The organism is Frankia sp. CcI49 (assembly GCF_001983215.1).
Classification (GTDB): domain Bacteria; phylum Actinomycetota; class Actinomycetes; order Frankiales; family Frankiaceae; genus Parafrankia; species Parafrankia irregularis.
Window position 1 is genome coordinate 82,229 of the sequence record NZ_MOWP01000036.1, and the last position, 13,409, is coordinate 95,637.

Sequence of the window (13,409 nt, forward strand, 5' to 3'; positions counted from 1 at the left end):
CACAGCACCCGATCGGCACCCGATCTGCACCTGATCGGCGGCGTGCCGCGGCTCCCCGGCAGGTCCCGGGTCAGGCCGCCTTCACCTGGTTACGCCCGCCGTTCTTCGCCCGGTACAGGGCGGCATCCGCGGCGTTGGTCAGGGTGGCCACGCCGTCGCCTGGTGTCTCGCCATCGTCGTCGGCGGGGGTTGCCGCGGTGACCCCGATGCTGACGGTGATGATCGACTCGGCCGTCAGCGGGTGTGGTTCGGCGAGGTCCTCCACCGCGCGGCAGAGGCGCCGGCCGAGACGGGCCGCGGTGACCAGGTCGGTGTCGGGCATCACGACGGTGAACTCCTCCCCGCCGTAGCGCGCGGTGAGCAGCGCGTCGCCGACGTTCCTCTCGATGCAGGCGGCGACGCGCTGCAGGCATCGGTCACCGGCGGCGTGCCCGAAGTGGTCGTTGTAGAGCTTGAAGTGGTCGATGTCGATCATCGCGAGCGCGATGGGTGTGCCGTGTTGCCGGGCGCGCTGCCATTCGGCCTTCAGGACCTCCCCGAGGCGCCGCCGGTTGGCGAGCCCGGTCAGCGGGTCGGTGACCGACAGCCGTTCCAGCTGGCGGTTCGCGGCGGCGAGCTGCCTGTTCGTCGCGGCCAGCTCCTTGGTCCGGTCGGCCACCTTGCGTTCCATCGACGCGTAGACCCGGGCGTTGTCGAGCGAGACCGCGAGCTGCCCGGCGATGAGCATGATGCCCTCGAGGCGCTCGGTGGAGAACGCACCACGGATCATCCGGTTCTCCAGCAGCAGCATCGCCCGCAGGGTGCGTCGGATGGTGATCGGAATGGTGAGCAGCGAGCAGTGCTCGAGGCCGGCGAAATAGGCGTCACGCGCAAAGCGGTCGTCCCGCGCGGCGTTGGCGACGACGACGGGCTCGTGGGTACGGGCCGCGTAGCGGACGACGGAGGACGGCAGCACGCGACGCCGGCCGGCCTCGCAGAGCGTGATGGTGTCGCCGGAGTCGGTCGGCACCAGCCATGTGTCCTGCTCCTGGTCGTACAGCAGCAGATGGACGCTGGTGGCTCCGGTCATCTCGGAGAGAATGCCCGCGACCTTCGTCTGGAGACCGGCGACGCTGGTCTCGGAGCTGAGAGCCTGCGAGGCGGCGACGACGGCGAGCAGGTCCACGGTGCCGATCGCCACCGCCGAGCGGCGGCCGGGCCGCTCCGCCGCCGAGGCGACGGTCGGCTCCTGGGTCGCGGGCGTGATCTCGGCCAGGGTGCTGCTCCGCAGCCCCGGGTAGGCCCAGTCGAGCTGGCTGACCTTCGCGGTCGCGCCCCACTCGAGGTACTGGCGCCGGGCGGTCGCCAGGAGCGCATGGCCGGCCTCCTCCATGGCATGTGCCAGGTAGAAGCGTGCGGCGCGCTCCAGGACGAGGGCCCGGTGCCACGGGCGGATCCGGACGGAGACCTCCCTGAGCGCCACGTCAAACGCGTACGCCGCCTCATGGAAGTTCCCGACGGCCCACGCCCGCTCCGCCTCCACCAGGCGCAGCAGAGGCAGGAAGTTGGATGGTGCGTCGGCCGCGCGCGCGGCCAGCCATTCGATCGACGTGTCGAGCTCGCGCAGGGGGGTGTCGTGCTGCTCCGCATCCTGCGCACCCGCATCCTGCGCATCCGCGGCCCGTACCTGGGCCGCCAGGGCGATCGCGAGCGTCAGCCGCGCCACCGCCGCGGAGTAGTTCGTCTCGATCGCGAACCTGCAGGGCACCACGGCCGCGGCGTGGCGTGCCGCGTCGGCCGGGCGGTCCAGAATCGTGGCCAGGAGTGCCCGGGCCGCATGCAGGTTGGCCACGGAGAACGGGTCGCCGGCCAACAGGCTCAGCTCGGCCGCCTCGTCACCGGCCGATTCGGTGGCCTCGCCGCGCAGCGCCTGTATCAGCCGCAGGTATTCCCGGAACGCTCCCTCGGCGTGTCTGTTGCCGGTGCGCGCGGCGAACGCCAGCGCCTCGTCGACCGCCGCGGCGACGACATCCAGTGATGGCGCGCTGTCCAACAGCGCACCGAGCAGGGCCTGGTGGACCCAGCAGGCGTTCTGCAGGTCGCCGCCCCGCACGAGGCCCTCCAGCGCCTGACGGCCCTGGGGCGGAATGTCCTCCAGCGGCGCGAACCAGTGGCTGCTGGTGATCACATAGATGAACTGTGCCTGCCAGATCTCGGGCTTGTAGCCCAGGGTTTTCCCGACAGCAAGTATCCGTTGCAGGATGCGGTGCCCGGTGCGGTAGTCACCCCTGCGGACAATGGACACGATGGAGAGGTGGCTGACCGGGCCGATCAGGGTGCGATCCGGGCCGCGCTGCGCCCAGATCTCGAGCATCTTGATGCTCAGCCAGGCCATCAGCGTCTGGTCGCAGAAGAACGTCGCGACCATGAGCCGGTTGACGAGCCGGATGACAGCGAGCTCGTTCTGGTCGGTGACACCGGGCTTGCGAAGGTCATCTGCCTCGCTGGTCGTGTCGAGCCACCGCGGAAGCTCGTCAAGGCCACGGTCGGTCTCGGCGCTGACCGCGTCCTCGCCCGGGACGGAGACGCCGAGGCGCCGCAGCTGGCCGAGGCCGAGCCGCGTCGCCTCGATGGCGCGTCCCCGGTTGGTGAGACTGATGACCTGCACCACCGTGGCGGAGGTGAGCTGCGTCGGCCGGGTGCACAGCCGACAGATGGTCCGGTAGGTGTCGTCTGCGTCCTCCAGCCGGCCGAGGCTGTACAGCGCGGCCTGCCGCTCGGTGAGGACCGCGATCAGGTGGTCGGTGTCGGCGGGGTCGACGAGTTCGACCGCCGCCGCCAGGAACCGCTCCACCAGCGGGTAGTTGCTCAGCAGCTTCGCCTGCTCCGCGGCGCGGAGAAAGAGCGCGCCCACCGCCCGTCGTTCCTCGGTTCCCTGTACGGCGTCGACCACCGGCAGGTACTGCTCGGCTGCCGCGGCGAAGAGCTCCGGCCGGGCCGCCAGCCGACGCGCCAGGCGCAGCCGCCGGGTGGCCTGTTCCCTCGCGGGACGGCCGCCCAGCACGGACTCCCGCGTCCGGTCGTGGTGGAAACGGACGCTCGGATGGCCGTCGGACTCCCGCACCAGCAGACCGTCGGCCAGCGCGGGCGTGAGCAGCCGCTCGACCTCCTCCGCCGGCAGCCCCGTCGCGGCTGCCAGGACATCCAGTTCCACCTGGCCCCCGAGGCACGCCATCGCCGCCAGGAGCTCGGCGGTGTCCGGTGGCAGCGTCGCCACCCGGGCGGCCAGCAGCGCGGTCACCTCCACCCGGTCGAGCCGGCGGCGCAGTACCGCCGCATCCCATCGCCATCCGCCCGGACCCGGAGCCACGATGCCGTCGCGCCGCAACGAGTTGAGCAGCTCCACGACGTCGTACGGATTGCCGCCGGTCGACGGCGCGACCGCCCGGGCAAGCCGCGCGGCGGGTTCCGGAGCCAGGTGCAGCATGTCGGCGACCATGGACGTCTGGTCCGCGGGCGACAGGGCGCGCAGCCGCAGGCGCTGCGGGCCGGTCCGCTGGCCGCACCAGCGGGCGAGCATCGGCGCCAGGGGATGAGCGGCGTCGATGTCACTCTCCCGGTACGCGGCGACCAGCAACAGCCCGGCGATCCGCTCCTCACCGCTGAACACCAGGTCGATGAAGCTCAGCGGCGTACGCTCGGCCCACTGCAGGTCGTCGATGAAGAACACCACCGGCCGCGTGGCTGAGACGACGGCGCGCAGCACCTCGACCGGCGTACGGGACAGCCGCACCTGYGCCGTCATCGGGTCTCCGGGCTCGGGGGGAACCCTCAGCAGCGCTGCCAGCTCCGGCACGGTGGCCGTGACCAGGCCGGCGTTGGAACCCAACCTCCGCAGCATCCGCTCCCGCACCTGCGCCAGGTAGTCCTCGGGCTCGGCCAGCAACAGCCGGCCCAGTGCGCGCAGCCCCTGTCGGACCCCGTCATAGTCCTGGCCACGGCGGTACTGGTCGAACTTGCCCGCCACGAACCAGCCGTTGTCGCCGGCCACGATCGGTCGCAGCGCATTGACCAGGGACGTCTTGCCGACGCCCGGCGCACCCGTGACGAGGACCCCGTGCGAGCCCCCGGTGATGGCTTTGGCGAATGCCGCGTCCAGCTCGTCGACCTCCCGGTCGCGGCCGACCAGCCGGGAGGGCGCCAGCGGGCGCATCGGGAGATCGTGCTCGCCGGGGCGCACCGCCATCGCGCCGCGACGCACCAGCGCGAGATCGTGCGCCAGCCCGTCGGCCGACTGGTAGCGGTCGTCGGGTTCCTTCTCCAGCAGGTGCATGATGATGACGGAAAGGCCGGCGGGCACGGACGGATTGACTGTTCCCGGCCGCGTCGGGACCCGAGTGAGATGATCATGAATGATCCGGAACGGGTTCCCGGTGCCGAACGGCGGCGCCCCGGTGGCCAGCTCGTACAGGGTGGCCCCGAGCGCGTACAGGTCGGCTCGCTGGTCGACCGGGCGGCCGGTCCGCCCGATCAGCTCCGGTGCCAGGTAGGGCAGGGTCCCGACGGTCGCGCCGTGGTATCCGGGCTCCGGGCGGACCACCGGGCACGTCGTGGCGAGCGCGAAGTCGATCAGGTAGGGCGCCCCGCTTTCCGCGGCCACCACGATGTTCGCCGGGCAGATATCCCGATGGATCACACCCCGGTGGTGCATCCCCGCGACCGCGTGGGCCAGCGATTCGGCGAGAGCGATCAGCGGGTCCGGCTCCAGCGGGGTGTCCTGTGGGCACAGCGCGGTGCCGTCGACATCGGCCAGCAGGATCGATCCCGTGCACCCCGCCGGCCCGGAGGCGAGCTGAACGACACCCTCGACTCCCGCCAGCCGTTCGAGGATCTCTGTTTCGTGACGCAACCGCTGCTGTGCATCCGGGCCCAGCGGCTCCTTCTGGATCACTGGTCCCTTCGGCAGCACGACCCGGCTGACCCGGGTCCGGTCCGAGGCGTGCAACAGCACTGATCGCGCCGTCACCGTCGGCGGATCCCGGCCCGGGGTCATCCGCCTGGCAGCCATGTGTTCGCCCTTACGCCGCACCACGACCAGCTCACCTGTCTAATCTGCCCGCAAACACAACGGAACCAACGGGCGCGGTCGCCGGCGAGCGCCGGGGGGTGTGGCTCGGGGCGTGTGTCGCTTCGAGCGCAGGTGATGCGGGCCTGGTGGGGATCTCCCGCCGGATCCTCGCCCAGGCGGCGCGCTGGGCTCAGCTCATGCCGAGGTGGCCCGGGTCGAGGCCGGTGATGTCCCGCGCTCGGGGAGCCCGAGCGACCGCTCCCAGATCTTGTTGATCGTGTCGAGCAGGATCTCCCGGTCGTAGTCGGCGCCCTCGTAGGTCCAGGCCATGACCATCCGCTCGACCATGAGGGTCAGCGCGTGCGCGGTGTGCCGCGGATCCAGGTCGGGATAGGCCAGCCCGGCCGCCTGCCATCTGCTGATCGCCCTGGTCACCCTGCCCTGGAAGTGCTCGGCGACCTCGTGCCACTGGGCCTTGAGGCGATCGTCGTCGTCACGGGCCTGGTACACGGCGCGGAGCACGTGGACGTTGCGCTGGAAGRCGTCGATGTAGGCCCGGTTGACCTCCTCGACGCTGCCGGCCGGGTCGAGCTGGGTGCTGACGTGATCGGGCGCCAGGGTGGTCAGCTCGGCGGAGACGTCCTTCATGACCTCGTGCAGCAGGTCGTGCTTGGACCGGTAGTAGTTGTACAGCGTTCCGGAGGCCACCTTCGCCTCGGCGCTGATGTCGGAGAGCCGGGCGTTGTAGAACCCGTCCCGCTCGAAGACGACCCGGGCCGCCTCGGCGAGCCGCCGAGGCGTGGTCTCGCGCCGAGGGTCGTTGCGGGTTCGCCGGGGGCTCTCCGGAGTGTTCCCGCGTTTCCGGCCAGCGGTAGGCGTCGGCACAACCACTCCTCGTTCGTCGTCGTTTGATCTGGCGCGGGCGGGTCTGGACGCCTCCGCAAGCTGCAGCGATGGTACGAGCCCGGATGTCGCGGCGGGGCAGCCCGCCCAGTCAAGCGTGTTCGGCCGCTTCCAATCAAGAGGTTGACGTCATCCTCAGTTTTGGTCTAACTTCCTGGCCGGTGACGCGCTTCACACCGAGGGGCCGAGGGTGGGGCCGGGTGCGGGGGCGCCGCGTCACACGAGCTGGCATCGAGAAGCGGGGCACTTCATGCGATTAATCGCGCGGAAGCGATCAAGGGTTGCCGTCGGTCTGGCACTGGGCCTCGTGCTCACGGTGACAGCGGCCTGCGGCGGCGATTCGAAGGATTCGGACGACGCGTCGACGGGCCAGAACACCGCGACCGGCACACCGATCAAGGTGGGCTTCTTCAGCCCCGAAGGCGGGGTTAACACACTCCCCGGCGCCGTCGCCGGCATGAAGGCCGGTGTCTCGTACGTCAACACCGAGCTCGGCGGGGTCGACGGTCACCCGCTCGAGGTCGTCAGCTGCCCGATCGACGGCACGCCCGAGAAGACGATCTCGTGTGCCAACAAGTTCGTGCAGGACAAGGTCGTCGCGGCGTTCGACGGCTTCAACTACAGCTCGAGCGCAGGTGTCGACATTCTCGTCGACGCGAAGATTCCGCTGGTCGGCCAGATCGCGTTCGACCAGATCACGGGCAGCAAGGCCGACGGCCGGGTCTTCTTCGGCGCGCCGCAGGCCTCGTTCCTCGTGGGCGCGCTGCAGGGCTTCAAGGCCCAGGGCATGACCGCGGTGACCATGACCCTGGTGGACACGCCGTCCGGTCACAACACCGTGGACAACCAGCTCAAGCCGCTCGCGACCGCCCTGGGGCTGAAGGCGGAGGGGGTCTACTTCTCGGCCACCAACCCGAACTTCAGCGCGCTGGCCTCGACGATCGTCTCCACCAAGCCTGACGTCGCCGGGCTCGTCGCCTCGCCCAACGAGTCGGTCTGCACCCAGCTGGTCAGGAACCTGCGGTCGCTCGGGTACAAGGGCGGCGTCTTCCTCGCGGCCTGCACCGGCTTCATCGACGCGGCACCCAAGGACGCCCCGGGCGCGATGATGTACGCCCCCGGCTGGCTGCCGGGCTCGGAGAAGTACGCCCCGGCGGAGGCCGGCAAGCAGCTCGAGACGGCGGCGAAGGAAATCAAGGCGGCCGGTGGGTCGAAGGACTTCTTCGCCTACGGCCAGTTCGCCACCGTGGTGGACTTCGCCACCGGCCTCGCGACCGCGCCGTCAGCTGACGGGCTCACCGGTGAGACCGTGCTGACCACGCTCAAGGGCCTGAAGGACTTCCCGACCTTCCTCGGTTCGCCGGCCACCTGCGGCAAGCCGACCAGCCCGAACTGCACCACCCAGATGCTGCTGTTCAGCGTTCAGGACGACCTGACGCTGAAGCCGGTGGGCGACACCTGGATCGTTCCGTCCCCGCAGATCCTCTCCGCGATTCCGGGCGCGAGCTGAAGCTGAACGGAAGGAGCAAGACGTCCGCACCGCACCGGAAAGCGCGGTGCGGACGTCGGTTCGGCCGATGACCATTGTGACGCCGCATTCATGAGCGACATCCTGCAGTTCGCCGTTCTCGGGTTCTCGACCGGCGCCGTCTACGCGGTGCTCGGGTCCTCGCTGGTCAGCATCTACGTCGCGACCGGCATCATCAACTTCGCGCAGGGCTCGCTCGCGCTGTGGGGCGTCTGGCAGACCGCGGCCCTGCAGGCCAACGGGACGCTGGTCCTGCCCGTCGGGAGCTTCAAGCTCACCGACGGCCCGACGGACACGGTGCCCGCCCTCCTGATCGGCGCAGCCAGCTGCCTGGTCTGGGCGGTTCTCGCGCACTTCCTGGTGTTCCGCCCGCTGCGCCGGGCGCCTGTCCTCGGGCAGGTGGTCGCGTCGGTGGGCATGATGCTGCTCCTGCAGGCACTGGTGACCCTGCGGTTCGACGCCGACACCCTGGGGCTCGACCCGACCGTCCTGATCCCGATGCCGATCCTGCCGTCCGACACCTTCACCCTCGCCGGTGCCACCATCGCGGTGAGCAACCTGATTCTCGCCGGCATCGCCATCGCGATCGCCGCGGGCATGTGGGCCTACCTGCGGTTCACGAGGATGGGGACGGCCACCCGGGCCGGTGCCGAGGACGAGCGCGCGCTGCGCCTGCTGGGCTACTCACCGGACCGCCTCGCGGCGCTGGTGTGGGGCGCGACGGGGTTCGTCTCCGGGCTGATCGTGGTGCTCGCGGCGCCGGCCATCGGCGGCCTGGACCCGACGAGCTACATGTTCTACGTCGTCCCGGCGCTGTCCGTCGCCCTCGTGGGCCGCCTCACCTCCATCGGCACCGTCTGCGCGGCGGGCCTGGGCCTCGGCGCGCTCCAGCAGATCCTGCTGTTCCTCACCACCAAGGACTGGTGGCCGTCCTGGGCGCAGGCCGGGGTCGGCGACGCCATTCCGTTCGTCATCGTCGTCATCGCCCTCTTCGCGCTCGGCCGCAGCATTCCCGAGCGCGGCAGCGCCGGGGTGGGGCGCCTGCCTCGGGTCTCGGTGCCGCGGCTGCGGCCACTGCCGGTGACCGGGGCCGTCGTGGCCGCGGGGCTGGTCATCGCGCTGACGTCCGGCACGTGGCGGTTCAGCCTGGTGATGTCGGCGATCTTCGCCCTGATCGCGGTCTCCGTGGTGCTGCTGACCGGCTACCTCGGCCAGATCTCCCTGGCCACGATGGCCTTCGCCGGTGCCGCCGGGTTCGCGCTGTCGAAGCTGACGACGAACGCGGGCGTGCCGTTCCCGTTCTCGCTGTTCCTCGCGGCGGTCGTGTCGACCCTGTTGGGGGTCGTCGTCGGTGTTCCCGCGCTGCGGATCCGCGGCGCGCAGCTCGCCGTCGCCACCGTCGCGGCGGCACTCGCCATCGAGGCCTTCGTCTTCAACAACCCGTCGCTGACCCCGTACTCGGGTGCGCTGATCAAGGATCCGTCCCTGTTCGGCTACTCGCTGGCGGTTCGCGAGGGGACGAACATCATCACGCTGCGCTTCTCCTTCCTGGTGCTGGCGGTCGTGGTGCTGCTGCTGATCGCGGTGGCACGGCTGTTCGGCGGAGCCACCGGGCGGGCATTCCTGGCGGTGCGCTCCAACGAGCGGGCGGCTTCGAGCGCCGGGGTCGACGTGGCCGCGACGAAGCTGCTCGGGTTCGCGATCGCGTCGTTCCTCGCCGGCATCGGCGGCGGGCTGATCGGCTACAGCAGCGGGCAGCTCTCCGCGGCGTCGTTCACCGTGCTGGTCGGGCTCACCGTGCTGGCGATGACGTACGTCGGCGGGATCACCACCATCACCGGCGCCGTCATCGCGGGGCTCGCCGGGCCGCTCGGCGTCCTCTATCTCTTCCTGAACCAGAGTCTCGACCTCAGCAAGTACTACACACTCATCGCCGCGCTCGGCATGCTGCTGCGCGCGGTGGTGTTCCCGCCGGACGGCGGTCCCCTCCAGGAATGGCTCGGCGCCAGGCTCCCACGCCGAACGCCCGCCCTGGCCACCGGCGCCGGCCCCATCACCGCCGGCCCCATCACCGCCGGCTCCGTCACCGCCGGCTCCGTTTCAGCGGGCTCTGTTTCGGCTGCCCCCGCCGCCTCCTCGGCCGAAACCGCCGCGACCAGCGCCGCGACCGTCACCGGCTCCACCGGCTCCACCGACTCCACCAGCTCCACCTCCGACACCGTGACGGCGGGCGACGCGGCGCCGTCCATAGCAGCGAGGTCCGCCGATGCCCGCTGAACCCGAATCGAAGCAGCGCCTGCTCACCGCCACCGGCGTCTCGGTCCACTACGGCGGCGTGCGGGCCAACGACGAGATCACGCTCGCCGTGGACGGTGGGGAGATCGTCGGCCTCATCGGTCCGAACGGCGCAGGCAAGACGACCTTCGTCGACGCCATCACCGGGTTCACCCGGTACACGGGCACCGTCGAGCTGGGCGGCACCGGCCTGGATGACGCCGGCCCGCACCGGCGCCGCCGCGCCGGCCTGGCCCGTACCTGGCAGGCCGGCGAGCTCTTCGGTGATCTCACCGTCGCCGAGAACCTGATCGTCGCGGTCGAGGGCGGCGGTGTCCGCGGCGCGCTCACCGACGTGTTCGGCCGCCGCCGGCGCACCGACCAGGCGGTGTGGAACGCGCTGGAGCTGGTCGGGCTCTCGGAGCTGGCGGAGCACCGGCCCGACCAGCTCACGCTGGGCCAGCAGAAGCTGGTCGGGGTGGCCCGCGCGATCGTCGGCACCACCCAGGTGCTGCTGCTGGACGAACCGGCGGCGGGCCTGGACACCGAGGAGAGCGTGGCGTTCGGCGGCGAGCTGCGCCGGCTGTCCGCGAGCGGCCTCGGCGTGCTGCTCATCGACCACGACATGACCCTCGTCCTGGACGTCTGCGACCGCGTCTACGTCATGGACTTCGGCCGGATCATCGCGACGGGGACCCCCGCCGAGGTCAGTGCCGACGAGCGTGTCGTGGCCGCCTACCTCGGGAGCGCGGTGGCATGACCACACCTACCCCGGCCGACACCGAGACCTCGGTGGAGACCGCGACCGCCAGCACGACCGCGACCGCCGCCGCCACGGCCACGGACCCGGCGGTCGAGCCGGCACTGGTGATCGAGAACCTCAGCGCCGGCTACCGCGGCGTGCCCGCCATCCGCGGGGTGAACCTGCGGGTCGACCCGGGCGACATCCTGGCGCTGCTCGGCCCGAACGGTGCCGGCAAGACGACCACCCTGCTCGCCGCCGCCGGCCTGCTGACCCCGCTGAGCGGCACCGTCACCGCGCTCGGGGCCCCCGTCAGCGGCCGGGTCGAACGGACCGCGCGGGCCGGCGTCAGCCTGATCCCCGACGACCGGGGCCTGTTCCACCGCCTGACCGTGACCGAGAACCTCCGTCTCGCCGGCGGCCGCGACGAGCTGGACCAGGCGCTCGAGCGGTTCCCGCAGCTGCGGCCGCTGCTCAGGCGCCGGTGCGGCCTGCTGTCGGGCGGTGAGCAGCAGAGCCTCGCGATCGCGCGCACGCTCATGCGCAAGCCCCGGGTGCTGCTCATCGACGAGCTGAGCATGGGGCTCTCCCCGATCGCGATCCAGGCGATCCTGCCCACGCTGCGCCAGCTCGCCGACGAGACGAACCTGGCGATCGTGCTGGTCGAGCAGCACATCGACCAGGCGCTGTCGATCGCGGACAGCGCGGTGGTCCTCCACCACGGCTCGGTCGCCCTGAGCGGCCCGGCGGCGGCGCTGCGCGAGGACCGTCAACAGATCCAGCGCGCCTACTTCGGCCGCTGATGCCGCCGGCCGACGACACCCACCACACCTCCGGGACCGGGGCATGACACTCAGACCCAGACAGCGCGCAGCGCTCGCCGCCATCTGCGACACGTTCGCGCCCGGCGACGGCGCGGGCCTCCCGCCGGCCAGCGCCCTCGGTGCGGTCGACATCGCCGAGGCGGTGGCGGCAGGCCTGCCCCGGGCCGCGGACCGTCGGCAGCTCGCGACGCTGCTGTCGGTGTGGGACACCCGCCTCGGTGGCCTCCTGCTCGGCGCGGGGCCGAGGCGGTTCTCCACCCTCGACCCCGCCGCCCGGCAGGACATCCTGCTGCGGCTGGGGGAGTCGCCGGCGGAGCGGAAGCGGGTGCTGTTCCAGGCCCTGCGGATGCTCGCCACCTCGTCGTACTACTTCGCCCCGGGTCCGACCGGTTCGTCGCCGGCGTGGGAGGCGATCGGCTACCCCGGCCCGCTGGGCCCGCGCGACGGTGCCCCGCGCCCCCCGCTCGCGCCGCTGACGCCCACCGCGGACACCACCCTCGACTGTGACGTGGTGGTCGTCGGGTCGGGTGCGGGCGGCGGCACCGCGGCCGGGGTGCTCGCCGGTGCCGGCCTCGACGTCGTCGTCCTCGAACGCGGCGGGTACTACGACGACGCGGACTTCGACGGCGGTGAGCTGTCGGGCCTGAGCCGGATGTACGCGGCGGGGCCGGCGACGACGGCGGAGGGCCAGGTCGCCCTGGTCGCGGGTTCCTGCCTGGGCGGGGGGACGGTCGTCAACTGGTCCACGTCGCTGCCGACCCCGCCGCGGATCCGGGCCGAGTGGGCGGGGCTGGGCGCCAAGCAGTTCGACGACGACGAGTTCACGCAGGCGCTGGACGCGGTGAACCAGCGGCTGTCGGTCAACACCGACCACAGCCTCCCCTCGGCGCGGGACGCGGTGCTCGAACGCGGGCTCACCGCGCTCGGCTGGCACGTCGACGCGCTGCCGCGCAACGTCACCGGCTGTGACATGGCCGTTGAATGCGGGCGGTGTGGTCTCGGCTGTCGCCTCGGTGCCAAGCAGTCGGTCACGAAGACCTGGCTCGCGGACGCGCAGGCGCACGGTGCCCGGCTGGTCGTCAACGTCGACGTCCGCCGCATCGACGTGCAGGGCGGCCGCGCCGTCGGCGTGGAGGGTGTCACCCCGGACGGCCACGCGGTGAAGGTGCGTGCCCGGGCGGTCGTCGCCGCCGCCGGCGCCATCCAGACACCGGCGCTGCTGCGCCGGTCGGGCCTGTCCAACCCGAACATCGGCCGGTACCTGCGGCTGCACCCGGCGACCGCCGTCTGGGGCGTGTTCGACGAGCCGATCCGCCCCTGGGAGGGCGGTATGCAGACGCGCTACTCCCTGGAGCACGGCGACCTCGACGGCGACGGGTACGGCGTGATCTACGAGACGGGCCCGGGCAACCCGGGCGCCCTGCAGGGCTTCATGAACTGGCGGGGCGGCGGGGCACACCTCGCCGCGATGAAGGATCTCGCGCACACCGCGGGAGTCGGCATCATCACCCGTGACCGCGATCCCGGTGAGGTCCGGGTCGGGCGGGACGGTGAACCCGTGCCGCACTATCGGCTTTCGGCCCACGACACCGCGCACGTGAAGACGGGAATCGAGGGCGCCGCCCGCATTCTGGAGGCCGCGGGAGCACACCGGATATACTCGGCTCATCAGGCCGGCCCATCCTATGAACCGGGCCGGCGCGGGTCACACGGTGAATTCGTTGCCGCCTGCCACAATGCGGGTTATGGTCCGGGTGAATGCTCGATCGCGGCGTTGCACATCATGGGTACGGCGCGAATGGGTGACGCCCCGGACATGAGCGCGACCAACCCGGATGGCGGCATCTGGGAGCTGCCGAATGTCGTGGTGGCGGATGCGTCCTGTTTTCCCACCTCGCCTGGAGTTAATCCCATGGTCTCCATCGAGGCGATCGCCTACATGAATGCCCGACGACTGGCCGCCAGGCTTGCGTGACGGGCGGCACTGCCTGACGGACCCCCGTCTTCATCTCAGATCATCGGTGCTGGGTAAGGGCAAGGGGCCGGAACGAGTCCGTGATTGGTGGCCTTACCGGCGGCCGATGGATCCCA

7 protein-coding genes are annotated in these 13,409 nt (G+C 71.4%); 5 read left to right on the top strand and 2 right to left on the bottom strand.

Features of this window, described 5'->3' with window-relative positions; genetic code table 11:
* Window positions 1-70 precede the first annotated feature (70 nt).
* Together CcI49_RS31680 and CcI49_RS31685 are read right to left on the bottom strand one after the other, a co-directional pair.
* Entirely contained in the window at window positions 71-5,047 is a 4,977-nt protein-coding gene (locus tag CcI49_RS31680) for a diguanylate cyclase (RefSeq protein WP_076832776.1), read from the bottom strand.
* A gap of 195 nt (window positions 5,048-5,242) precedes the next feature.
* Window positions 5,243-5,932, bottom strand: coding sequence for a TetR/AcrR family transcriptional regulator (locus tag CcI49_RS31685; RefSeq protein ID WP_076832779.1), 690 nt, complete (start codon window positions 5,930-5,932; stop codon window positions 5,243-5,245).
* Between the two features lie 268 nt (window positions 5,933-6,200).
* Here CcI49_RS31685 and CcI49_RS31690 point away from each other — a divergent pair, with 268 nt between their 5' ends.
* The 5 genes from CcI49_RS31690 (at window position 6,201) to CcI49_RS31710 (ending at window position 13,293) form a co-directional block, all read left to right on the top strand.
* Window positions 6,201-7,460, top strand: coding sequence for an ABC transporter substrate-binding protein (locus tag CcI49_RS31690; RefSeq protein WP_054571206.1), 1,260 nt, complete (start codon window positions 6,201-6,203; stop codon window positions 7,458-7,460).
* 90 nt (window positions 7,461-7,550) lie between these two features.
* Window positions 7,551-9,755 carry an ABC transporter permease gene (locus CcI49_RS31695; protein WP_076832782.1) on the top strand — a complete coding sequence of 735 codons (2,205 nt, stop codon included), beginning with the start codon at window positions 7,551-7,553 and terminating at the stop codon, window positions 9,753-9,755.
* Entirely contained in the window at window positions 9,745-10,512 is a 768-nt protein-coding gene (locus CcI49_RS31700) for an ABC transporter ATP-binding protein (protein ID WP_076832786.1), read from the top strand. Before CcI49_RS31695 ends, CcI49_RS31700 begins: the two co-directional genes overlap by 11 nt.
* Window positions 10,509-11,297: an ABC transporter ATP-binding protein gene (locus CcI49_RS31705; RefSeq protein WP_241840357.1), complete on the top strand. Its 789-nt coding sequence runs from the start codon at window positions 10,509-10,511 to the stop codon at window positions 11,295-11,297. Before CcI49_RS31700 ends, CcI49_RS31705 begins: the two co-directional genes overlap by 4 nt.
* Window positions 11,298-11,340: 43 nt before the next feature.
* Window positions 11,341-13,293, top strand: a complete 1,953-nt coding sequence (locus CcI49_RS31710) for a GMC family oxidoreductase N-terminal domain-containing protein (RefSeq protein WP_076832789.1) — start codon at window positions 11,341-11,343, stop codon at window positions 13,291-13,293.
* Window positions 13,294-13,409 lie beyond the last annotated feature (116 nt).

Coding starts and splice junctions, on each gene's coding strand:
- CcI49_RS31690 (WP_054571206.1), top strand. CDS start 6,201: ATGCGATTAATCGCGCGGAAGCGATCAAGGGTTGCCGTCGGTCTGGCA.
- CcI49_RS31695 (WP_076832782.1), top strand. CDS start 7,551: ATGAGCGACATCCTGCAGTTCGCCGTTCTCGGGTTCTCGACCGGCGCC.
- CcI49_RS31700 (WP_076832786.1), top strand. CDS start 9,745: ATGCCCGCTGAACCCGAATCGAAGCAGCGCCTGCTCACCGCCACCGGC.
- CcI49_RS31705 (WP_241840357.1), top strand. CDS start 10,509: ATGACCACACCTACCCCGGCCGACACCGAGACCTCGGTGGAGACCGCG.
- CcI49_RS31710 (WP_076832789.1), top strand. CDS start 11,341: ATGACACTCAGACCCAGACAGCGCGCAGCGCTCGCCGCCATCTGCGAC.